This window comes from Leucobacter exalbidus, assembly GCF_017834145.1.
GTDB classification, from domain to species: Bacteria; Actinomycetota; Actinomycetes; order Actinomycetales; family Microbacteriaceae; genus Leucobacter; species Leucobacter exalbidus.
In genome coordinates this window covers 115,844-137,655 of the sequence record NZ_JAFIDA010000001.1, presented here as the reverse complement: position 1 = coordinate 137,655, position 21,812 = coordinate 115,844, and the positions used below count along the sequence as shown (strand labels likewise).

The following is a 21,812-nucleotide window of genomic DNA, read 5'->3' as shown; positions in this document are numbered from 1 at the left end:
GCGCACATCACCTGGGCTGGCTCGTCGGCGCACCTATTCGCCCGCCTCAGTGCTGGCAGCCGGCGCACCAGTACAGCTTGCGCGCCCCAAACTCCTCGAGCAGAATGTTCGCCCCGCACCGCTTACACGGGGTGCCCTCGAGCTTGTACACCCAGTGGCGTTCATCGCGCTCAACGAGCGCCTTTTGGTAATCCTCGCCGGTCAGCCCGTCGATGGTCATCATCTGACCCACCGTGATGCCGATCTCGAGCAGATATGCCCAGTCGTCCCACAGCGCCTCAAGCACGGTGCGGTCGAGCGTGTTTGACGGGGTGTGCGGGTTGATCTCGGCACGAAACAGCATTTCGGCCCGGTAGACGTTGCCGATGCCTGCGACCACTGACTGATCCATCAGCACGAGGCCAATGGGCGTCTTCTTTTTGCTGACACGCTCAACGAAGCGCTGCTTTTCTGCATCGGTGTTGGCGTTGGCAGGGTCGGGCCCCAGCTTCATGATGACCGCGTCCACCTGCTCGGGGGTGAGCACCTCGCAGGCGGTCGGGCCGCGCAGATCGGCGCACACGGCATCGTTGAGCAGGCGCACGCGCACCTGGCCCACCGGATCGGGCGGAAACGTCGATGACGCGTCTGACTGCTTATCGTGCTCGGCCATGCGCACACGGGTGCGGCGGGGCGCCCCAATCGACGTCACCGAGTCTTCGGCTTCAGCATCGAGCGGGCGGGCGCCGCTGGGCCGCGAGTGCTCCCCCGTTTGCCCCAACTTCGAGTGCCCGGGGGTGTACCCGTGAATCTGAATGGACGGGGCCACCTGCACCTCGCCCGCGAAATCCCAGGCGCCGTAAATGCCCAGGTGCACGCGCAACCAGTGGCCGCCCGTGAATTCGAGAAACATCTGCTTGCCGACAGCGCGCGCATCGATCATCTCGCGGCCGCTGATCAGCGCCGCTCCCTGCGCAAAGCGGCCCTGCGGGCTCGTCACCTCGGGCGACGTGCCCACAAAGTTCACGGCGAACTGGCGCGCAATGCGATGTACGGAGTGGCCCTCAGGCATGATGTCCTCTGGTGTAGATGGTGAAAATCGAGCGCGGCGCCCAATGTTCAACATTGAGCGCCGCGACAGAAAAACTTGGCGTTGCTTGCCGTGACCGTGAGGCCACGGCTCGTGCACGCCTGGGGCGTGCGCTTAGAGCGCGTCGACCTGCTTACCGGCAATCGCACCGGTGGTCTCGTACTCACCGAGCTGGTTGATGCGGCGCACGTGACGCTCGTCACCGGGGAACGGCTCCTGCACGAACAGATCGATGAATCGAATGGCGTCGGCAACTTCGTGCTGACGCGCACCGATCGAGATCACGTTGGCGTTGTTGTGCTCGCGGGCGAGCTGGGCGGTCGAGTCGTTCCACACGAGGGCGGCGCGAATACCGGCGACCTTGTTGGCGGCCATCTGCTCGCCGTTACCCGAACCGCCAAACACGACGCCCAGGGCTTCGATGCCGTCGCGTTCGTCGCGGGCAACCCCCAGGGCCGCGTTAATGCAGAACGACGGGTAATCGTCGAGGGCGTCATACTCGGCTGGGCCGTGATCAATCACTTCGTGGCCAGCATCGCGCAGATGCTGCTGCAGCTGCTGGCTGAATTCGAGTCCGGCATGGTCGGTCGCAACGTGAATACGCATGTTGCCGATCCTACCGAAGTCTCTGGGCCGAAACAGCTCCCAGAGACCTCGGGTGTGGAAATCGCTTAGGAGAACTGCGGGCCGACGGTGCGGCCGCGCTTGATCTCGTAGAATCCGGGCACGCTGGCGGCGGCACGAATGCCGTCCCACAGCTGCAACGCGGTCTCGCCCGTGGGCGCCGGGGTGACGACGGGGCCAAAGAATGCCACACCATCAATCGAGATCACCGGCACACCCACATCGGGGCCAGCGATCTTGATCGCGTGATCGGTGTTGGCGCGCAGCTCGGCATCAAACGACTCATCATCGGCAGCCTGCGCGAGCTCGGCCGGCAGGTTCACTGCGGCGAGCGCCTCGGCGATCAGTGCGTCGAAGTCGGTGCGGCCACCGGGGTGGATGCGGGTGCCGAATTCGGTGTAGAGGCGGCCGACAATGTCGCTGCCGTGTGCGCGTTCTGCGGCGACGGCGACGCGGCCCATGCGCTGGCCCTGACGCTGGCCTTCGGCGTGGCTACCCATGTCCTTGCCCTCGTTCAGGATGGCGAGGCTGACGGGGTGCCAGGTGATGGTGAAGTCGCGTGCCTGCGATACCTCAGTGGCCCAGCGGCTGGTCATCCAGCACCAGGGGCAAATCGGGTCGAACCAAAACTCTACGGTGGGTGCATTCTCGGTCATGGTTTCACACTACCTCGGGATGGGGAAGAGAGTCTCGATCTGTGTGGCTTGTTCTGCCGTGGGCACAACATGGGTGCCGGCGTGCGTGGCCCCCACCATAAGAGCAACCAAATGTATTGGGACGCGCCCCGCTGGGGCAGCAAGCTCGGCAGAAGGATAGGGAACAGGCATAGGCTGGGCATATATTCTCAGTTTTTGTGCTTTCGATAGGAGCAGCTGTGCCAGGAACGAACCTCACTCGCATTGAAGCGCAGGAGCGCGCCGCGGTCGTCGCCACCCACACCTACGAGATCGTGCTCGATCTCATGACTGGCCCCGAAACGTTCGCCGCCGACACGACGGTGCGCTTCTCGGGCACCCCGGGCGCCTCGACGTTTATTGATTTGATTGCTGATTCGGTGGAGCTCATCGAGCTGAACGGCACTGCGGTTGATGCCGCTGCGGCGTTCGCTGATTCCCGGATCGCGCTCGATGGTCTCGCCGCCGAGAACACGTTGCGCATCGTGTCAACGCAGCGCTACATGAACACGGGCGAGGGCCTGCACCGGTTCGTGGATCCCGCCGACGGCGAGGTGTACCTCTACTCGCAGTTTGAGGTGCCCGATTCGCGCCGCATGTTCCCCGTGTTCGAGCAGCCTGATCTGAAGGCGACGTTCCAGTTCACCGTGACGGCCCCGGCACGTTGGAAGATGGTCTCGAACCAGCCAACCCCCGAGCCCACCGCGGCCGGCGAGCGTGACGGCGAGGTGCTCGCCACCTGGGCGTTCGAGCCCACCCCCATCATGTCGAGCTACATCACGGCGCTCATTGCTGGCCCGTACCACGAGGTGCGCAGCGAGCTTACGAGCACCGATGGCCGCATCATCCCCCTCGGTGTCTTCTGCCGCGAGTCGCTCGCCCCGCATCTTGACGCCGACTACGTCTTCGAGAAGACTCGCGAGGGTTTCGCGTTCTTCGAGAACGAGTTCAACTACCCCTACCCGTTCGATAAGTACGACCAGCTGTTCGTGCCCGAGTACAACATGGGCGCAATGGAGAACGTGGGCGCGGTAACCTTCACCGAGGCATACGTGTTCCGCAGCCAGGTCACCGACGCGATGCGTGAGCGCCGCGTCGTCACGATCCTCCACGAGCTCGCCCACATGTGGTTTGGTGACCTCGTCACCATGCGCTGGTGGAACGATCTGTGGCTGAACGAGTCGTTCGCCGAGTACATGTCGACGCTGGGCGTCGCCGAGGCTACCGAGTGGTCGGGCTGCTGGACGACGTTCGCCGCGTCTGAGAAGTCGTGGGCCTACCGTCAGGATCAGTTGCCCTCCACTCACCCCATCGTGGCCCCCATCAGGGATCTCGAGGACGTGCTCGTCAACTTCGACGGCATCACCTACGCCAAGGGCGCATCGGTGCTCAAGCAGCTCGTCGCCTGGGTGGGCCGCGAGCCCTTCATGCGCGGTGTGCACGACTACTTCGTGAAGCACCACCACGCCAACACCGAGCTGCCCGATCTGCTCAGCGAGCTCACCGCGCAGAGCGGCCGCGACCTCACCGAGTGGTCGAAGAAGTGGCTCGAGACCGCCGGCGTCAACACGCTGCGCGCCTCGTTCACGCTCGCCGCAGATGGCACGTACGACAGCTTCGCGATCGATCAGACCGCAGCTGCTGACTACCCCACCATTCGCCCGCACCGCATCGCACTCGGCCTCTACTCGGTCGCAGATGGCGCACTCACCCGCACGCACCGCGTTGAGGTCGACATCGATGGCCCCCGCACCGAGATCGCTGAGCTCGTGGGTCTCGCGCAGCCCGATCTGCTGCTGCTCAACGACGACGATCTCACGTATGCGAAGATCCGGCTCGATGAGCGGTCGCTCGCGACCGTCGCCGAGCACCTGGGCAGCATGAGTGATTCGCTCGCCCGCGCGCTCGTGTGGGGCACGCTGTGGGATGCGACGCGCGACGGCGAGATGCCCGCATCGCGTTTCATCGACATCGTGCTCGCGCACATTGAGCACGAGGATGCGTCGACGACGCTGCGCACGCTGCTGAACCAGCTCGTGCAGTCGGCGGCAAGCTACGTCGCGCCCGAGCGCCAGCAGGCCGCGATCGAACGCACCGCAGACGCCCTGTGGGCACTGGCGCAGCGAGCCGAGGCCGGATCAGATCGTCAGTTCCAGTTCGTGAAGATCTTCACGCACCTCGCGTCGACGCCCGCGCAGCTTGACGCCGTGCAGGCCCTGTTCGACGGTTCGCAGGCGCTTGAGGGTCTCACCCTCGACACCGACCTCGGCTGGGAGCTGCTGTTCGCGCTCGTCGCGGGCGGCCGCGCAGGCGAGACCGAGATCGCTACACGCCAGGAGTCAGATCGCACCGCGACCGGCAACCAGGCCGCGGCGCACGCACGCGCCGCGATCCCGACGGCAGCGGGTAAGCAGGCAGCGTGGGCATCGGTCTTCGAGGCCAGCGATCAGCCCAACGCCATTGTGCGCGCCACGGGCCTCGGCTTCACGAACGTGCACGATCGCTCGCTGCTCGCCCCGTTCGTGCCACAGTTCTTCGCGGCCCTCGTGCCCGTGTGGAACTCACGCAGCCACGCGATCGTCGAAGAGCTCGTCGAGGGCTTCTACCCGTCGCCGCTCGCAGGTGACGCCCTCGCCACCGCGTCGCGTGACTGGCTCGCCGCGAACGAGGATGCGGCCCCCGCGCTACGTCGCCTCGTGATCGAGCTGCTCGCCGGCGTCGATCGCGCCATCAACGCACAGAAGGTCGACGCAGAGGCATAAATGGACGACGTCACCGAAGAGGTCACTGAGGAGGTCACCGTCGCCACCGTCGCAAGTAACGCGGTGAGTGACTTCTTCGTGACGTTCCAAACCCCCATCACCGTGATCATCATCATCGTCGCGGCGATCGCCATCAACTGGGTGCTGCGCAGGCTGCTGATGCGCGCAGTGACCCAGATCGTGCGCGGGGTGAAGAAGGCGCAAGACGTTGATACGACGTCTGAGATTCACGTCTCGACGTACATCAAGGCGCGCGCGGTGCAGCGCACCCGCACGCTCGGCACCGTCGGGCGTGCGGTCATTACCTGGGCGGTCGTCGTCGTCGCGCTGATCCTCATTTTGGGTCAGCTCGGCGTCGACCTCGCCGCCCTGCTCACCTCGGCCGGTATCGTCGCGGCCGGCCTCGCCTTTGGCGCGCAGAACATCGTGAAAGATATCTTGAACGGCATCTTCATGGTGTTTGAGGATCAGCTGGGCGTGGGCGACGTCATCACGGTCGGCGAGATCAATGGCACCGTCGAAGACGTGGGCATTCGCGTCACCCAGGTGCGCGCGCTCGATGGCACCCTGTGGTTCGTGCGCAACGGCGAGATCCTCACCCTCGGCAATGCGTCGCAGGGCTGGGGCCGCGCGGTGCTCGATATGACCGTCTCAACCGACAACGATATGGCGAAGGTCGAAGAGGCCGCGATGACCGCTGCCAAGTCGCTGCTCACCGACCACGACATCGCACGCAAGGTGACGGGCGAGCCCGAGGTGTGGGGCGTCGAGAGCGCATTCGGCGACCGTGCCACCCTGCGCCTCGCGATGCGCACCCGGCCCGAGGCCCAGTGGGCGGTGCAGCGCGCCCTGCGCTCGGCCCTGATGCGCGAGTTCGCCAAGAACGACATCAAGCTCGCAGACAAAATGCCCGACTTCCCCGGTGGGGCGGCCTAATGCACAGCAAGGAGGCAAACATGCCTGAGATTCACATCACCGCGGCATCAACCACCCCGCAGGTGTTTGACCGCGAGGCTCCGCAAGAGCCCACCCCCGTCGACCCCGCGTCGCTGTGGGCACAGGTGGGTGGCACCGACACGTTCGAGCGGCTCGTGCGCAAGTTCTACGACGGCGTGCGCGAAGACCCGATCATGGCGCCCATGTACCCCGAAGACGATTGGGAGGGCGCGATCTGGCGCCTGCGCGCGTTCTTCGAGCAGTATTGGGGCGGGCCCAAAACGTACTCGGCGAAGCGCGGCCACCCGAGGCTGCGCATGCGCCACAACGTGTTTCCCATCACGCCGGCGGCGCGCGACCGGTGGCTCTTCCACATGAATGCCGCGCTCGACGAGGTAGCACTCGCCCCCATCCACGACGCCGCCTTCCGCGATTACATCGACCGCGCAGCGCAGTCTCTGGTGAACAAGCTCGAATAAGGCGGGGTGGGGCGGCTGGTGTGTGATCCGGATCATCAGGCATCAGCTCCCCGAATCGCGCGAGTGCCGCGCCTGTATCGCGGCACCGCGCGCGCATAGTACGCTGGAGATATTGCCTTCGTAGCTCAGGGGATAGAGCAACAGCCTTCTAATCTGTCGGTCGCTGGTTCGAATCCAGCCGGGGGCACCAGATTCACGAAACACGAAACCGCGACACGTTGATGTGTGTCGCGGTTTCGTGTTTCTCAGGGAGCAATTCGCCCCGTATCCCTATTCAGGCTGCAAGAGCGTACGCGATGCGGTTACTTCGCCGTCGTCTCGCGCCCAAGTCGAGGAATAGAACATACCGCCTGGCCCGCTAAGAATCGAGACCTCAGCCACATCGGCGCACGCACCATCGGGGTTGTGATTCACACGCTCCACGAAGTGCACCCTAATCGTTTGTGGTTCGTTGCTCGGCTCACTCATTTCGACAATCTTGGGTGCCTCCCAAATGCCGCTGCAGTTCAAACCTTGGTATTCGAAGGAACCAGAAATCAAGCAGCCGTCATCTTTGAGTACTGTTCTGAGGCGATAGCTTGCGCCATGAGGTTCAACGATATCCCCCACCCAAACCGCAGAGTCTTGTGAGCCGTTCAGCTGTAAGCGGCGGCGCTCAGTTCCGTCCAGACAGTTCGACTCGGTCACCTTCTGCTGCACCTCAGGCCGGGCTTCGTCTTGCTTTGATTCGCGCGGCACCGGAGCTGGTGTGATCTCGCGCTCTGCGCTGCTCGATGATCCGCCGTCTTCGGTCGTGGTTTGTGAGACCGAGCCGATCGCGATGCATCCGCTGAGCGAGCCTCCAAGCAGAAGTGCTCCCGCCACTAGAAAAATCCTCGACAATGCACGATATTTCTTGTTCACAGCGCCTCATTTCCGGTGGTGTTGCACGGTCGGATGATTCCCCGCAGCCTACCAAGACTCTTAAGTGACTCAAGTAGGCACAATGAGAAAGCCAGGTAAAAGTTATGAACTGGCCCCTAGCGTTTCCCCTTCCGAAGCCACACGCTTCTCAACACCGCTCCTTTCGTTGCGTACCCGCCAGTTTGGCCATTTCACCTGACTACCACCCATTTGGGGCACCCTTGAGGGCATACCACCCGGGGGTATATGATCAGCCGTAACGCCCCTATGAGATAGACCCATGTACGGGCAGCATGATGTTCACAATTGAATATGGCATGACCACGGAATAACCTGCGGAACCTGCGAGCTTCATGCTCTCAAATGAGTCAAGAAGATATCCGTTGGGCACCGAGCATGAAGACGCGCACGAAGGCCGTGAGAACGGCAGCTGCCGCAATCCCGATGCTTACGCACACACCGCCTGGTCCTGACAACGGCCAGGCACAGAGGAGCTCCCGTTGAAAGACCCGCACGCAGATCACATGCCGTCAGCAGCCCATCACACTGCCCACGACGCTGGTGCAACGACCGGATCACACGAGCACTCCATAGCTCCTGCGCCCATTGATCACACCAGAATCGATCATTCCCCGCACGAGCACGCACTGCATGCGGAGCACTCGGGGCATCTGAGCGACGATGACGCGCATGACGACCATGCTGGCCACGGCGGCCACGGTGGACACGCGGGGCACGGCGCTGATCACGTTGCGCAGTTCCGAAAGCTGTTTTGGATCAACCTGATCATCGCTATTCCGGTCGTCGGGTTCTCAGGCATGTTTGCGATGTTGCTCGGCTATACCCTCCCCTCGTTCCCTGGGGCAAATCTAATCGCACCCGTCCTCGGAACGGTGACGTATGTGTGGGGAGGGCGACCATTCCTTTCCGGAGCAGTCAGCGAGATTCGCGCCCGCAAACCCGGGATGATGCTGCTCATTGCGCTTGGGATTACAGTTGCTTTTCTTGCCTCTTGGGGCGCAACACTTGGCCTACTTCATCACGAACTCGAGTTCTGGTGGGAGCTCGCCCTGCTGGTAGTAATCATGCTGCTCGGGCATTGGATCGAGATGCGTTCGCTCGCTCAGACCACCACCGCACTTGATTCACTCGCAGCACTGCTACCCGATGAAGCAGAGCGCGTCGAAGGCGACCTCATTGTGAAGGTCGCACCGACAGACCTTGCCGTGGGTGACGTGGTCGTGGTTCGCCCGGGCGGAAGCGTACCCGCCGACGGAACAATCGTCGACGGGCGCGCTGACATGGATGAGTCCATGGTCACTGGCGAATCCCGCACTGTTGTTCGCAGCATCGGCGATACCGTCACCGCCGGTACGGTCGCCACTGATTCAGGTCTGCGAGTAGAGGTTGCCGCCATCGGTGATGACACCACCCTCGCAGGTATTCAGAGGCTCGTCACCGAAGCCCAGAATTCCACTTCTCGAGCGCAACGAATCGCCGACAAAGCTGCGGGCTGGCTGTTCTGGTTTGCGCTGGCCGCGGCCGCGATCACCGCGATCGTATGGTCGGCGGTCGGCAGCCCTGACGCCGCCGTCATCCGCACGATCACCGTCCTCGTTATTGCCTGCCCCCATGCGCTCGGGCTCGCCATCCCCCTCGTCGTCTCGATTGCTACCGAGCGCGCTGCACGCGGTGGCGTGCTCATCAAAGACCGGCTTGCCCTCGAGAGCATGCGCACCATCGACGCTGTCTTGTTCGACAAAACCGGCACCCTCACCAAGGGCGAACCAACCGTTACCGGTGTCGCGGCTGTCGGTGATCGCACACCCGAAATGGTGCTCGCACTCGCGGCTGCTGCCGAGGCCGACAGCGAGCACCCACTTGCGCAGGCCATCGTGCGCGCCGCGCAGGATCGTAACCTCACGATTGCACAAGCTACGGGGTTTTCTTCGTCTCCGGCCGTCGGTGTCACCGCAACCGTTCACGGCGAAAAGATTCGCGTCGGCGGGCCACACCTCCTCCATGAAGAGGGCGTCTTCGAAATCGATGCGGCTGAAACCTGGCGGGGCGAAGGAGCAATTATTCTCCACGTCATCCAGGATGGGGTGGTTATCGGTGGGCTCAAGCTTGCCGATGAAATTCGGCCCGAGTCTCGCGACGCCGTCGATGCTCTGCACAAACTCGGCGTCGAAGTGGTCATGATCACGGGCGACGCCGACGCTGTCGCTCAAGCCGTCAGTAAAGAGCTGGGCATCGATCGAGTGTTCGCCGGCGTTCGCCCCGAGGACAAAGCTGCGAAAATCGTTGAGCTACAGACCGAAGGTAAGCAAGTCGCAATGGTGGGTGACGGCGTGAATGACGCCCCGGCTCTCGCTCAGGCTAATGTCGGTATCGCTATTGGCGCCGGCACTGATGTGGCGATTGCCTCGGCGGGGGTGATCCTCGCGAGTTCTGACCCGCGCTCGGTGCTGTCGGTGATCGAACTGTCTCGGGCCAGTTACCGCAAGATGAAGCAGAACCTGTGGTGGGCAGCGGGATACAACCTCATCTCGGTCCCCCTCGCCGCTGGCGTGCTCGCCCCCATCGGCTTCGTATTACCGATGTCAATTGGCGCGATCTTGATGTCGCTGTCTACCGTTGTGGTCGCACTCAATGCCCAATTACTACGCCGTCTCGATCTCACCCCCGCAAACAGCACCCAGACGATCCTCGGTCGTTGAAAGCAAAATTGTACCGATGACCACTCGGTTATCGATGCAACCTGCAACCCAGAACAGGAATCTTCATGACCTCCCAGCAGCCCGTTCTCGTCGGACCCCGCGTCGCTCTCCGCGATCCGCAAGAGAGCGACGTCTCGGCTCTGCTCGCGATTCTGCAGCAGCCAGAGGTGTCGCTTTGGTGGGTCGGTTTTGATGAGGCTCGTGTGCGGGCTGACTTCTTGGAACAGCCAGAATCCACCCGGGTGATCGAGTTGGAGGGCGCGGTGGCAGGCGCAGTGGTGGTGCTTCGCAGCACCGACCCCGAGTACCCCACCACGATCATGCACATCTTCCTTGGAACCCAATTTCGCGGGCAACGAATTGGCGAGGAAAGTCTGGCGTTAGCCATTCGACACGAGTTCAATGACGGTATTACGCGGATCACCCTTGACCCTAATGTTCATAACACCGGCGCTATCCGCAGCTATGAACGACTGGGCTTTAAGACCATCGGAGTGCTGCGCGACTATCAGCTGCGGCCCGGCGGACACATGGAAGACGCGCTCTTCATGGATCTGACGCGGTCCGATTTTCCAGAGGGTCCCCCGCTGCCGCAGATCAAGATCGGCTGAGCGTTCAGGTACAGACAGCACCAGCCATAGACGTACCGCCAACGGTACGTCGTATCGCAGATGGTACATCTTTCGCATGGATACCACGTTCAGCCCATCTGGTGATGCTGACGCAACTGTCGCCGCACGGGTGCTTTTTGATCCGGAGATGAATGTAGCCGTCAGGCCCGGCGTGCAGAAATGGTTGACACGATTCTTTCGTTTCGGCCTCGAGTCCCCTGAGTATGTGGTTGCAGAGGCGGGCACGAGTCACGGCCAGTACATCATCTCTGGCGCTCCGGCAGCGGAGAATTTACTTGACCTGTCGATACTTGGGCCCACCATCATCTGGGCAGAGCATCACGATGAAGTGTCGGAGCATCTCGGGGCAGAGCTTCGGGAGACCGCGGGCTATCAACCAGCAGGATTCATCGTCGCACATGCGCCGTCAGAGACATTTATCGACGCATTCATCGCCCTGCAAATATCCTTTGCCTCACCCATTCAAACGATGTTGGACGGGCACGGCCTGGGGCTCACCGCGGTGGCCCGAGAGATCACGAAGGATTGGTGAGCACTGATGGCATCGAGGAGACAACCCCGCTCATGCGATTCCTGGCAACTTGCGCCACTCGTAGCGCGCGGCCATAACGCTTCCCAGCAACAGCCGCAGGTGCGAATCTTTCCTGCTGCTTGTCTAAGACACTGCTTTAAGAGCAAAAGCCTGCTGCTCCTCCGGGAATGCTGCAGCCATTAGATCGATCTCTCCGCTTGATATCCCTGCAGCCCGTGCCACCTCAGGCCAGTCTGTTACAGCATCCACCACTTCGTGCAGTGCGGTGCCGACCTCCTTTCTCGTGAGGGCGTAGCTGTCAGCGGTAGCGATGAGGTTTCGAATGTCTCGCTGGCGCGGGTCGTCGGTGGATGAAATCGGCCTCGAATTGATTCTTCCGCCGCCGATCGAGGGGTTGATATCGAAAGCTGGGCTTAATGTCCAACCTCCTGCAGCGCGCAGAAACCCATGGTTTTTCCAGTGATCATCATCGTTGGAGATGAGCACACTTAGCGCGACCCGTTTGAACAGATCCTTGAGCTGGGCGCGATCGCCGCCGGTCACGTCATCTGTAATATCAGCAAAATCTTCATACGTTACTCCGCTATGACCCTGTTCCCCCAACTCCATGGCCGTGGCCGCCGACATGTACCCGATGCGTTCACCGTGAGGGCCACGGTCAAAGCGGTGTAGCGCAAGACTAGACTTCCCATCCGAAGTTCTTAGAAGATCCCCGCGCTGCACATTAATGCCTGCTTTACCGGCCAGGACGATAGCTACGTACTCCCAGGCTTCCCCGTCACGTTGGCGATCGCGTTCAGATGGGAGCTTAAGGAGCCTGAGGTGTTCATCTATATAGACGCTTACTTTCGGCCGCGCTCCCCCGGCCGATGTACCAGGTGCACCCAATAGCTCAAGGTCCTCCGCAGTCGCTTCATGTGCCTCGAGACGCGCCGCAGCCTCAGCGTATGCATCCAGTCCGTAGTGCCTCAGATCCATAACTTGTGAGGGACCCAGCCACTCGCCTCCGCCATCACATTGGAAGCGAATCGCTCCAAGCCGCGTTTCGTCAGCCGCCAGCGCAAGGTAGTCAAATTCGTCAATTGAGCGCGGAATGTTGCGGTCATTTTGTCGAGCATTAGCGAGGTCAGCATCAATAACGCGGCGGCCCCAGTCGTCAGGGGTTAGATCCTGAAATGCTCCAAATAGTCGCTGGTCCTCTCCAGAGTAGATCTGCCCTCTGCCTCTAGTGAGCTTAGGGTCGAGTTCATATGCGCCCGCTGCCTGGAAGTAGCTCTGGTCATACAAGAATCCACTGCCCCCCAGCGACCGGCCGCTACCAAAAGAGGCCGTCAAACGCCCCGCTTTCACAGTGCTTCCGTTTATGTCGACGTAGACATCCAAACTGTCGTGGAGCTTCACTTTTTACCGATCACTTCGAGAGCCAAAGCTCGTCCTGAATCAGTTTTGAATGGGTCAGTGCCCGACACAAAGTGGTCAGCAAAGCCAAGCGCAGTAATTACGGACATAAGCGATTCGATCTTGGGTGAACCCGTCCCGTGTTCGATTGCGCGCAAAGTATCGCGGGTCACGTGAGCCCGGCGAGCCAGTTCAGCGGCGCTCATCCCTTGCAGTTTCCGCCACGACGTAATGTTTTTACCCAGGCTCAACAGCCGACGCTCACGAGCAGGCGATGATCGGCGAACCATAATAAATCTCCCTCTAAACTGGCAGGCAACAATGGCATTTTAGCACGAAACTGACCTTTATAGCTGTCAACACTAAAACGATAGCCTCTGCCAGCGCGGCGACACAAAGCGCCTCCATGAGACCAGCAAGGCAGTTCAAGCGGGCTGCGCTCACAGTCGCCCGAGTAGTAATGTCTCGGCATTAGTGCGCCGGAGTGGGCACGGGCGGCGGGTTTTGCGGCACAATCTGCCGGCCGAGTTCGGTCGCTAGATTGGCTGCGTAGTTTGCGAGGGCGCCATCCCACTCGGCCGTGCTGTAGCTCTGCGGCCCGGGCACAATCGACACCGAGATCGTGACCGCTCCCATCGGCGATTGCGCCTCGGGTAGCGTGGCGACAGCCGCCTGATATCCGCCAAAGAGCGGCGTCTGCATCACCCAGTCATCGCGCAAGAAAACCCCCAGCCCATACGTCCATTCCGAGGTGAGGGTGTGGCAGCTGCGGCAGCCCTCGAGCGGGGCGCCAAAGCCGATGAGGTCAGTGGAAATGAGTGCCTGGTATGACTCGGGCGTCAGCAGTTCCCCGCGGCCGACGATCGCGTCAAAGCTCGTGGTCATATCGTCGATCGTGGTGGTTTCGATAGCCCCGTGCGGCAGGGTCCATGACGGGTTCCAGTAGGTCGAATCTTCAAAGATCCCCCGCTCTGCGGTGAAACCATGCACGACCGGGCTCGGCACGTGTGCGGTGACACCTGCGACGGTGCCCTCGAGTTTCAACGGGTCGAGCACGTACTGAGAAATCAGGTCTTCGAGCGGCGCATCGCCCGCGGCTTCGAGGACGTGGCCGAGAATAATGTAGCCTGCGTGCGAGTAATCCCAGTTTGCGCCCGGGGCAAAGAGCCGCTGGCTCTCGGCGCTATAAGCGAGGAGCTCGTCTTCGGTCCACGCTCGAAACGGGTTCTGGGCTTGGGCGGCCAAGAAGTCGGCGTTCGCGAGATGGTCGGGGTATCCCGAGGTCATCGAGGCCAGCATGCGGGGTGTGGCTTGATCTGCGTCAGGCAGATCGGGCAGCCAGCGCGAAATCGGTTCATCGATGTCCATCAGGCCTGCGTCAGCCATCGCAAGCATGGTGGCGGCAACGTACATGATGGCAACGGCGCCATTGCGAAATCTACCCTCAGCCGTCACCGGAAACCCGGTCATCGCCTCGCCGTATGCCACGGTGTCAACGGACTCGCCATCGATCATGACCTGGGCGACGAGCGACGTGAGCTTCTTGTCTTCGAATTCTTGTGAGGCGAGTTCTCCCAAGAGCGCGCCGACTTCCGCGTGCTCCTCAGCATTGGCCCGGATCGTCGCGGCGGTGCCGGTGCTTGGCGCGACGGCGCACCCCGCAATCAGCAGCGATATGGTCAGCGAGGCGAGCGCGCCAAGCACACCAACGCTTCGACGGCGGTGCGAAGACGAGAGGTATGTAAGACGAGAGCTCATGGGGCTCAGAGTACCCACGCGCGTGCCTGCGAGACAGGGGACCTAGGTCCCCAACCGCGCAGCACGTACGGGGCTGGCCCAGGTGGGGGCCAGCATCAACGCCGCGGAATCGTGAACTCCCCCGTCGCCGTCGTATCTGGCCCGAGCCGCCAGCCCATGCGTTTGTGCGTACGTACCCCAATCTCAGATTCCAAGATCTGCGTACCAGGCGCGGCCCGCTGCAGCCCCAGCTCGACCTCTTCAATTTCGGCCAGGTGGCGCAGCCAAATATAGAAGTTCAGGTTGGCATCACCGGTAGTCACCGCCGCCAAGCGCAGCGACCGAAATGACTGCAAATATTTCTCGGCTTCGGCCAGCTCCCCCGCCGGCACCCGAGCCCACCACTCGCAGGCGACCGGGTACCCCGAGTATTGCTGCGCCAGCTCACATCGAATCACGAGCGCACCGGTTTCGAGCGCGAGACGGATATATCGCGCGGCGGTGGTCGGATGCACGCCGATGGCTTCTGCGACCTCGGCCGCGCTCACGCGTCCATTCTGCGCGAGCAACGGGAGCATCTGGTCGAGATGCGGAATAGGCGCTGAATCACGAGGCGTCACGGGATGTAAGGCCTTGAGGCGACGCTCTTGCGCCGGATCAAGAACATCCAACCGCCACTCGTGCCCGAGGGCAATATTTCGAGTGGCCACCGCGAGGTGCGTACGCACGACATCGGGGTCCTGCCGCACCTGCGGAAATACCGTGTGCGAAATCTCGTGCCAATCATTGGCCATGACCGTGAGGCGAAAGTCCCAGTTTCTGGTGGTCTCTTCGACGTGACTCACCTGGCTGATGGCACACATTCGTTCGAGCACGGCATCGCGGGTACCGTGTGCACACTGCAACCCCACGAACGCCAGCGCACCATTGGTCGGAGAAAAACCTCGGTAACCCGTCACCCAGGCATGACCCGCAGCACGGATTTGAGCCCAGCGCTCGGCGACGGTCACGGGATGCACACCCAAGACTTCCCCCAGGTCTTTCCAGCTGGCCCGGGGAGCGATTTGCAGTGCGTGGATGAGCTCGAGCTCACTGAGTGAAAGTTTCATGCAGCTTTCCTTGGAATTTAGCGTTCATTTAGCAATTTTTCTTTAAGTATTCATCGCTGACTACGCGGTTGCTCTAAACATGGAGGATAACCTACAGCAGAAAGGGCTGCCAGTGGATACGAAAACTTCAGCCGACCTTACGGTGGCTTTGCTCGATGAGACCGGAGCGATGGCGGCAGACCTCGCGCACCTGCGGCACAAACTGCACCAGTTCCCCGAAATCGGCCTGGACTTGCCCCGCACACAAGAAGTCGTACTGGCAGAACTTGACGGTCTCGGATTCGAAATCACGCTCGGCACCGAGCTCTCGTCAGTCGCCGCCGTACTTCGCGGCGGCAAGCGCGACGACGCCAACCCCACAACGGTGTTGCTGCGCGCTGATATGGATGCGCTCCCGGTACAAGAAAGCACTAACATGCCGTACGCATCGCTGATCGACGGCGCAATGCACGCGTGTGGGCACGACCTGCACATCACGATGCTGTTGGGTGCCGCGAAGGTATTGAGCGCCCGCCAGGCAGATCTCGCCGGCGACGTCGTGCTCATGTTTCAACCCGGCGAAGAGGGCCTCGACGGTGCATCAGTGATGGTCCGTGAAGGCATTCTGAATGTCTCAGGGCACCTTCCCGATGCCTCATTCGGCATGCACGTGATGAGCGGGCTTGAAACAGGCGGCACGGTGTTCTCGAAGCCGGGAACGGCCATGGGCGCAGCCGACACGTTGCACGTGACCGTGCTCGGCAGCGGCGGTCACGGCTCTGCCCCGCACCTGGCGAAGGACCCGATCTCGGTCGCCGCCGAAATGATTTCCTCGATCCACGCCATGATCACGGTGGGCACCATTCAGGCCGGCTCATCAGCAACGGTCATCCCTGAAACCGCAATGTTCAAAGCGACCGTGCGCTCCTTTTCCCCCAAGACGCAAGCTCGCCTGCGAACGGCGCTAGCAACCCTACTCGAATCAATTGCGATCGGACACGGCATGACCGCCGATGTGGTCTATGAAGATCAGTATCCAATGCTGATCAACGACGTGACCGAGCATGAGTTTGCGCAGCGCACCGCCATCGAGCTGTTCGGCGACGATCGGTATCGCGCGGCGGCCCATCCGCTTGCGGCATCAGAGGATTTCTCTCGCATTCTGAATGCGGTGCCCGGCGCATTCCTCTTCTTGTCTGCTGCTCCCGAGGGCGCAGATCTTGACGCGGCAGCGTTCAACCACTCCCCCTATGCCGTTTTTGCCGATGACGTTCTCACCGATGGCGCCGCGCTGTATGCCCGGTTGGCCATCGATCGTCTGAACCGGTAGTTCTAGCTACATACGAAAACCTCGCGTGCCCCTCGTTCATCGGCACGCACTCCGACCAAGTCAAAGGAGACATCATGACTGCTACCAACACCCCCACCAGAAGTACCGGCGCCGAGCGCCGCAACACGATCCGCACCCTGCTGGGTACTGGCGCCGGCAACGCCGTCGAATGGTACGACTGGGCAATCTATGCCACGTTCTCGACCTACCTCTCGGCTCAGCTGTTCAGCCACGAAGACCCCACGAGTGCGTTCCTCGCGACCCTCGCGATCTTCGCGGTCGGTTTCGTCGCACGCCCGTTTGGCGGGTTCTTGTTCGGTTGGATCGGCGACCGCGTCGGCCGCACTACCTCAATGACGCTCTGCGTCGCACTCGCGTCGCTCGGTTCGCTCGCCATCGGTCTGGCCCCCAGCTTCGATCAGTGGGGAGCTTGGTCATCGCTGCTGCTGCTCGTTGCCCGCCTGGTGCAGGGCCTGGCGCACGGCGGCGAGACGCCCAACGCGCAGGCTTATCTTTCTGAGATGGCGCCCGCTGAGAAGCGCGGCCTGTGGGCTTCGCTGATCTACGTTTCTGGCACCACCGGCACGGTCATCGGCATCCTCCTCGGAGCGATCCTCACGGTCACGCTTTCCACTGATCAAATGAATTCGTTTGGTTGGCGCATCCCGTTCATCGTTGGCGCTGTGCTCGGCGTTGTGGCGCTAATTCAGCGACTGCAGATGCGCGAGTCGAAGGCCTTCGAGATCAACAAGGCTGAGACCGCCGCGATCACGTTCGAGAAGAAGAGCTTGTTCTCTGAGTTCATGGAGAACAGGCGCTCAGCACTGCAGATCATTGGCCTGACCGTCGGCTTCACCGTCGTGTACTACGTGTGGAGCGTCTCGACCCCCGCCTACGCGATCAACGTACTGGGCATGTCACCCTCAGATGCGCTGTGGCCGGCGTCATCGCCAACGTTGCCTTCATCGCGGTGATTCTCGCCTGGGGCAAGCTCTCTGACCGCATCGGGCGCCGCCCGGTGCTGCTCATCGGCGGCATCGGCGCTGCGGTGATGTACTTCCCCGCGACCTGGATGATCCAGGGATCCATCTGGAGCCTCGCGGGTGCCATGATCGTCATGCTGATCTTCGTGGGCGCACTTGCGGCCGTCACCCCCGCGGTGTTCCCCGAGCTCTTCCCCACTTCACTGCGCACCATGGGCGTCGCTATTCCGTATTCGCTGTGCGTCGCAGTCTTCGGCGGCACGGCAGCGTACCTGCAGGCCGGTTTTGCGGCGTGGTTCGGAGATGCAGGCCCCACGGTCTTCGGTCTGTACGCCGTACTGCTACTGATCGTTGGCGCCTTCACCGCTTACACCCTGCGCGAGACGAAGGGCATCGATTTGCACCCGACCGCCAGCGTTGAAACCGTGGCTCCCGCCTCGGCAACGAAGTAATGACTTGGGGGTGATCGGATGGGAAGCCATCCGATCACCCCCAATCAGCGTTCCAGCACACCCTGAAGAGAGAAGCACGAGATGTCTCACCCCGTTCCGCACCATGATCAGTTCGCCTCCCCCGTTGATCCGGTGCCGCTCGTCGAAGCTACGCGCGGCCCAATCATCGAGAGCACGCATTTCGGATCTTTTGCGATCGTTGATGAGCACGGCACGGTGCTAGCGAGCGCGGGCGATATTGCCTCGCCGATGTATGCGCGGTCAACATTGAAGCCGCTGCAGCTGGTGGCGATGCTGCGTGCCGGTCTCGAGCTTCCTGAAGATTTGCTGGCGTTGAGCGCCGCCAGCCATTCAGGAGCCCCGGTGCATCAGGAGGGCGCGACTCGTATTCTCGCGCTGCACGGGCACGGCCCGTCGGCGTTACGAAACACAGTCGATCTCCCCTACGGTGCCACAGAAAGAAACGCACATCTCCGAGCTGGTGGCGCCCCGTCGCAGTTGGCGCAGAGCTGTTCAGGCAAACACGCGGCCATGGTGGCCACGTGCGCGCACAACGGCTGAAGCACCGAGGACTATCTTGATCAGGCGCACCCCCTGCAGCAGTTGATCGAATCCACGATCGCAGAGCTGACCGGTGAATCGTCTGCTGCGGCCACGACTGATGGCTGTGGCACCCCGCTGTTCGCATATTCGCTGCGTGCGACCGCGCTGTCATATGCGCGTTTGGTAGCTGCGGCGCCAGAGTCACCTGAGGGGCGAGTGGCTGCGGCGATGCAGGCGCACCCGGATCTGGTGGGCGGCGAGGATCGAGACGTCACGGCGATGATGCGCGCGGTGCCCGGTCTGGTCGCGAAGGATGGCGCCGAAGCGGTGCAGCTCATGGGTCTCAAGGTGAATGGCGTGGGCATTGGCGTGGCCGTGAAGATTTCAGACGGCGGCGACCGTGCGCGCCTGCCCATCTCGGCAGGAATACTGCGCGCCCTCGGGGTTCCTGCAGACGCTCTCGCTACACTCCCTGCGACCAACATCCTCGGTGGCGGGCGCCCCGTCGGTGAGCTGCGGGCCACTGCAGCAGCCACGGCCGTGCTGGAGGAGCTCACCCGCTCGGCTGCGGCCCAGACCGGCGCGAAGTGATCGCGGCCTTTCTCAGCGGGCCGATCGTAGACTGAGGCAGAGCGGAATCTGCGGCCATCGCGCCGCAGATTTTGCTTTGCCCCGACTCCTTCCGAAAGGTCGCCTTGATGAGCCGTCGCTCTGCGTTTTCCACCCGAAGTTTGCTCACCGCGGTCGCCGCCCTCGCCATCGCTGGGCTCACCCTTACGGCCTGTGCTGCACCCGCATCAACGACTGCACCGACTACGTCAAGCACCGAGTCTTCGACCGACGCGTTCCTAGCTGATCACAATCTTGACGGCCTCGACGCGGCTCAGATTATCGAGCAGCTTGACACCATGCCGGTGGCCGACCGGCCCACTGATCTCACGGCGTCGGTACAGCCGGCAGCGCTCGTACTCGCCGACACCCAGGGGCGCGAAACTCAGCTGGCGATGCCGGCCGATGAGGTCTATATCTCGGTGGCGCCCTTTGAAACGCAGACCCACGACTGCTATTTTCACAGCCTGACGACGTGCCTGGGCGAGCTCGCGAACACTGAGGTACAGGTAACGCTCACCGACAATGCCACCGGCGACGTGCTCGTCGATGAGGTGCAGCAGACATTCGATAACGGCTTCGTCGGCTTCTGGATTGCGCGTGGTCTCGAAGCCACCCTCACCATTGAAGTTGATGGCAAGGCGGGCACCGCGCAGGTTTCAACCATGAACACAGACGACCCGACCTGCATCACCACGCTCCAGCTCACGTAACCGCGCTGGGCAGGAACGCGGTAGCGCGCTCCTGCCCAGCGCTGAGCCCCGCTGAGCCAAGGCTCACGAGACTGGCTATGACGGCTGATCCGGCGCAGCTACATCGCCCGATCAGCGCCGCCGTTAGCTGCTGACCGCAGTGAGCTGCTGGGCGAGGAATGCCTGCACGTCAGCGAGCTCTTGCCCGTTGATGCCGTGGGCCAGGCCCGGGTACACCTGCGAGGTAAGGGTCGCGTGGGCGGGGAGCCACTCGTTGGTGCGCTCGACCGCGGCCGCCGTAATGACCTGGTCCTCGGCGCCACGGCCACTGAATACCGCGGGGCGCGACTCGCGCAGCTGGGCGTCAGCGGGCTGCTCCCCGCCCATCACGAAACCTCCCAGAATCACCGGGGCGACGACCCGAGCGGGCTGCGAACGCAGAAGCTGCGAGGCCATCAGGCCGCCCTGCGAGAACCCGATCGGCACGACCACGGTGCCCGCGGGCAGCTCGGCGTCAACCCACGCCCAGATCTCGCTCGTCGCGGCGTCGGCGGCGGCCGGATCGGGGTTGCCCGGCGAGGTGATGTGGAACCAGGCGTACGATCCGGGACCGAGCTCGACGGGCGCCCGCAGCGTGGCCCACCGCATGCCCGCGGGGAGCACCTGCGCGAGCGGCTCGAGATCGCGCTCATTCGAACCAAATCCGTGCAAGAACAGGGCCACGGGGGCATCATTCTCGAGGTTCCAATTGGGTGAGGTGATGGCGTGCAGGGTCATGGTGCGCTCTCTCGTTGGCGTAGTGATGCGGTGCGGCCGCGCGGAGTGCGCAGGCCTCGCGGTCTTCGTTGCACCTGCAACCGAGGGGGTGAGCGAAATATTCCCCTCGGCGCTGTCGTCACATGCCCACGGGGCGTGCTCGATCTGGCGGGGTGCCGATCTCATCGATGTGATGCCCCGCGCACGGGGTGCGTGTGGCGGTTGCCCGCTGAATACGCTCGAGGTTGAACCAGCGCACCTCATCACGCAACCGGCACCAGGCAATCAATCGCCACCGGTCTTCGGCGAGCGCGAAGATCATGGGCTCCACCTCGCGCTGAGTCTCATGGTGTTTCGCGTCGAGGTAAGTGAGGTTGACGGTGGTTTGGTCGATGATGGCCTGCTCGAGCACCGAGAGCACACGGCGCGAAACCGTGGCCCCCACGTTGACCCAGACTCGCTGCGACAGCTCAGCAGCTCGTAGGCGCGTCGCCGGATCCATAACATCGAACACCTTGCTCATAGCCGCACGAGCCGAGTCTGAGAACGGTGTTTGTGGGCTCGCCGCGACCACGGCACTGAGAGCCAGCGCCTGCGCCGCCGTGAGATTCACGGGAGGCAGCGACGAGATTTCTGTCAGGCCGTAGCCTCCGCCGGGCCCGGTGCGCCCCCACACCGGTAGGCCTCCCGCTTCGAGCGCGGCAAGGTCTCGCTTGATCGTACGCACGGTGACCTCGAACTCGTCGGCGAGCTGCTGCGCCGTTCGGCCCCGCTGACCCGCCCGCCGCAGCGACTCGGTGAGGGAGTGTAGGCGCTCAGTTCGATTCACATGCCCACTATCTCAGAAATAGTGAAGCGATTAGTGACATAGGGCTGTCCACCTCCCACTCCAC

General features: G+C 62.4%; 20 protein-coding genes, 1 tRNA gene and 1 pseudogene. 12 read left to right on the top strand and 10 right to left on the bottom strand.

The window, feature by feature from the left end; genetic code table 11:
• Positions 1–46: 46 nt before the first annotated feature.
• The 3 genes from JOF28_RS00655 to JOF28_RS00645 all read right to left on the bottom strand — a co-directional run bounded on the left by JOF28_RS00655 (position 47) and on the right by JOF28_RS00645 (position 2,349).
• Positions 47–1,051 (bottom strand): Fpg/Nei family DNA glycosylase, encoded by a 1,005-nt coding sequence (locus tag JOF28_RS00655; RefSeq protein ID WP_209704008.1) that lies wholly within the window; start codon positions 1,049–1,051, stop codon positions 47–49.
• A 132-nt stretch (positions 1,052–1,183) separates the two neighbouring features.
• The gene (locus JOF28_RS00650) at positions 1,184–1,675 is read right to left on the bottom strand and encodes a ribose-5-phosphate isomerase (protein ID WP_209704007.1); all 492 of its coding nucleotides are present in this window, start codon (positions 1,673–1,675) and stop codon (positions 1,184–1,186) included.
• Between the two features lie 65 nt (positions 1,676–1,740).
• Complete coding sequence (locus tag JOF28_RS00645) at positions 1,741–2,349, bottom strand: mycothiol-dependent nitroreductase Rv2466c family protein (RefSeq protein WP_209704006.1); 609 nt, start codon at positions 2,347–2,349, stop codon at positions 1,741–1,743.
• Between the two features lie 218 nt (positions 2,350–2,567).
• Here JOF28_RS00645 and pepN point away from each other — a divergent pair, with 218 nt between their 5' ends.
• The 4 genes from pepN (at position 2,568) to JOF28_RS00625 (ending at position 6,734) form a co-directional block, all read left to right on the top strand.
• A complete protein-coding gene (gene pepN / locus JOF28_RS00640; RefSeq protein ID WP_209704005.1) occupies positions 2,568–5,129 on the top strand; it encodes an aminopeptidase N in 2,562 nt (853 codons plus the stop codon).
• Positions 5,130–6,065 (top strand): mechanosensitive ion channel family protein, encoded by a 936-nt coding sequence (locus JOF28_RS00635; protein ID WP_209704004.1) that lies wholly within the window; start codon positions 5,130–5,132, stop codon positions 6,063–6,065.
• 20 nt (positions 6,066–6,085) lie between these two features.
• Positions 6,086–6,544 (top strand): globin, encoded by a 459-nt coding sequence (locus tag JOF28_RS00630; RefSeq protein WP_209704003.1) that lies wholly within the window; start codon positions 6,086–6,088, stop codon positions 6,542–6,544.
• 114 nt (positions 6,545–6,658) lie between these two features.
• Positions 6,659–6,734: transfer RNA gene (locus JOF28_RS00625), tRNA-Arg, on the top strand.
• An 80-nt stretch (positions 6,735–6,814) separates the two neighbouring features.
• On the opposite strand, the gene JOF28_RS00620 is transcribed toward JOF28_RS00625, so the two are convergent.
• A complete protein-coding gene (locus JOF28_RS00620) occupies positions 6,815–7,447 on the bottom strand; it encodes a hypothetical protein (protein ID WP_209704002.1) in 633 nt (210 codons plus the stop codon).
• 524 nt (positions 7,448–7,971) lie between these two features.
• Here JOF28_RS00620 and JOF28_RS00615 point away from each other — a divergent pair.
• The 3 genes from JOF28_RS00615 (at position 7,972) to JOF28_RS00605 (ending at position 11,331) form a co-directional block, all read left to right on the top strand.
• The gene (locus tag JOF28_RS00615; RefSeq protein WP_209706643.1) at positions 7,972–10,167 is read left to right on the top strand and encodes a copper-translocating P-type ATPase; all 2,196 of its coding nucleotides are present in this window, start codon (positions 7,972–7,974) and stop codon (positions 10,165–10,167) included.
• Positions 10,168–10,232: 65 nt separating this feature from the next.
• Entirely contained in the window at positions 10,233–10,778 is a 546-nt protein-coding gene (locus JOF28_RS00610) for a GNAT family N-acetyltransferase (RefSeq protein WP_209704001.1), read from the top strand.
• 76 nt (positions 10,779–10,854) lie between these two features.
• Positions 10,855–11,331, top strand: coding sequence for a hypothetical protein (locus JOF28_RS00605; protein WP_209704000.1), 477 nt, complete (start codon positions 10,855–10,857; stop codon positions 11,329–11,331).
• 123 nt (positions 11,332–11,454) lie between these two features.
• On the opposite strand, the gene JOF28_RS00600 is transcribed toward JOF28_RS00605, so the two are convergent.
• The 4 genes from JOF28_RS00600 to JOF28_RS00585 all read right to left on the bottom strand — a co-directional run bounded on the left by JOF28_RS00600 (position 11,455) and on the right by JOF28_RS00585 (position 15,575).
• Positions 11,455–12,618 (bottom strand): type II toxin-antitoxin system HipA family toxin, encoded by a 1,164-nt coding sequence (locus tag JOF28_RS00600; RefSeq protein ID WP_245189810.1) that lies wholly within the window; start codon positions 12,616–12,618, stop codon positions 11,455–11,457.
• A gap of 110 nt (positions 12,619–12,728) precedes the next feature.
• A complete protein-coding gene (locus JOF28_RS00595; protein WP_209703998.1) occupies positions 12,729–13,019 on the bottom strand; it encodes a helix-turn-helix domain-containing protein in 291 nt (96 codons plus the stop codon).
• A 181-nt stretch (positions 13,020–13,200) separates the two neighbouring features.
• Positions 13,201–14,487: a serine hydrolase domain-containing protein gene (locus tag JOF28_RS00590; protein WP_209703997.1), complete on the bottom strand. Its 1,287-nt coding sequence runs from the start codon at positions 14,485–14,487 to the stop codon at positions 13,201–13,203.
• A gap of 95 nt (positions 14,488–14,582) precedes the next feature.
• Entirely contained in the window at positions 14,583–15,575 is a 993-nt protein-coding gene (locus JOF28_RS00585; protein ID WP_209703996.1) for an Lrp/AsnC family transcriptional regulator, read from the bottom strand.
• Positions 15,576–15,687: 112 nt separating this feature from the next.
• Here JOF28_RS00585 and JOF28_RS00580 point away from each other — a divergent pair, with 112 nt between their 5' ends.
• The 5 genes and pseudogenes from JOF28_RS00580 (at position 15,688) to JOF28_RS00565 (ending at position 20,184) form a co-directional block, all read left to right on the top strand.
• Positions 15,688–16,884 carry a M20 metallopeptidase family protein gene (locus JOF28_RS00580; protein ID WP_342452035.1) on the top strand — a complete coding sequence of 399 codons (1,197 nt, stop codon included), beginning with the start codon at positions 15,688–15,690 and terminating at the stop codon, positions 16,882–16,884.
• Between the two features lie 74 nt (positions 16,885–16,958).
• Positions 16,959–17,858: an MFS transporter gene (locus JOF28_RS00575; protein WP_342452034.1), complete on the top strand. Its 900-nt coding sequence runs from the start codon at positions 16,959–16,961 to the stop codon at positions 17,856–17,858.
• Positions 17,819–18,319, top strand: coding sequence for an MFS transporter (locus JOF28_RS14760; protein WP_342452033.1), 501 nt, complete (start codon positions 17,819–17,821; stop codon positions 18,317–18,319). The genes JOF28_RS00575 and JOF28_RS14760 overlap by 40 nt, the downstream gene beginning before the upstream one ends.
• 81 nt (positions 18,320–18,400) lie before the next feature.
• Positions 18,401–19,453: pseudogene (locus JOF28_RS00570) on the top strand (asparaginase).
• Between the two features lie 107 nt (positions 19,454–19,560).
• Positions 19,561–20,184 (top strand): CueP family metal-binding protein, encoded by a 624-nt coding sequence (locus tag JOF28_RS00565; protein WP_209703995.1) that lies wholly within the window; start codon positions 19,561–19,563, stop codon positions 20,182–20,184.
• A gap of 123 nt (positions 20,185–20,307) precedes the next feature.
• Here the strand turns inward: JOF28_RS00565 and JOF28_RS00560 are convergent, their stop codons facing one another.
• Complete coding sequence (locus JOF28_RS00560) at positions 20,308–20,940, bottom strand: alpha/beta hydrolase (RefSeq protein WP_209703994.1); 633 nt, start codon at positions 20,938–20,940, stop codon at positions 20,308–20,310.
• Between the two features lie 118 nt (positions 20,941–21,058).
• The gene (locus JOF28_RS00555; RefSeq protein WP_209703993.1) at positions 21,059–21,748 is read right to left on the bottom strand and encodes a helix-turn-helix transcriptional regulator; all 690 of its coding nucleotides are present in this window, start codon (positions 21,746–21,748) and stop codon (positions 21,059–21,061) included.
• Positions 21,749–21,812: the final 64 nt, after the last annotated feature.

Bases quoted from the DNA above. Each gene is read 5' to 3' on its own strand.
- JOF28_RS00655 (WP_209704008.1), bottom strand. From the start codon at position 1,051: ATGCCTGAGGGCCACTCCGTACATCGCATTGCGCGCCAGTTCGCCGTG.
- JOF28_RS00650 (WP_209704007.1), bottom strand. From the start codon at position 1,675: ATGCGTATTCACGTTGCGACCGACCATGCCGGACTCGAATTCAGCCAG.
- JOF28_RS00645 (WP_209704006.1), bottom strand. From the start codon at position 2,349: ATGACCGAGAATGCACCCACCGTAGAGTTTTGGTTCGACCCGATTTGC.
- JOF28_RS00635 (WP_209704004.1), top strand. From the start codon at position 5,130: ATGGACGACGTCACCGAAGAGGTCACTGAGGAGGTCACCGTCGCCACC.
- JOF28_RS00630 (WP_209704003.1), top strand. From the start codon at position 6,086: ATGCCTGAGATTCACATCACCGCGGCATCAACCACCCCGCAGGTGTTT.
- JOF28_RS00615 (WP_209706643.1), top strand. From the start codon at position 7,972: ATGCCGTCAGCAGCCCATCACACTGCCCACGACGCTGGTGCAACGACC.
- JOF28_RS00610 (WP_209704001.1), top strand. From the start codon at position 10,233: ATGACCTCCCAGCAGCCCGTTCTCGTCGGACCCCGCGTCGCTCTCCGC.
- JOF28_RS00605 (WP_209704000.1), top strand. From the start codon at position 10,855: ATGGATACCACGTTCAGCCCATCTGGTGATGCTGACGCAACTGTCGCC.
- JOF28_RS00595 (WP_209703998.1), bottom strand. From the start codon at position 13,019: ATGGTTCGCCGATCATCGCCTGCTCGTGAGCGTCGGCTGTTGAGCCTG.
- JOF28_RS00590 (WP_209703997.1), bottom strand. From the start codon at position 14,487: ATGAGCTCTCGTCTTACATACCTCTCGTCTTCGCACCGCCGTCGAAGC.
- JOF28_RS00585 (WP_209703996.1), bottom strand. From the start codon at position 15,575: ATGAAACTTTCACTCAGTGAGCTCGAGCTCATCCACGCACTGCAAATC.
- JOF28_RS00575 (WP_342452034.1), top strand. From the start codon at position 16,959: ATGACTGCTACCAACACCCCCACCAGAAGTACCGGCGCCGAGCGCCGC.
- JOF28_RS00565 (WP_209703995.1), top strand. From the start codon at position 19,561: ATGAGCCGTCGCTCTGCGTTTTCCACCCGAAGTTTGCTCACCGCGGTC.
- JOF28_RS00560 (WP_209703994.1), bottom strand. From the start codon at position 20,940: ATGACCCTGCACGCCATCACCTCACCCAATTGGAACCTCGAGAATGAT.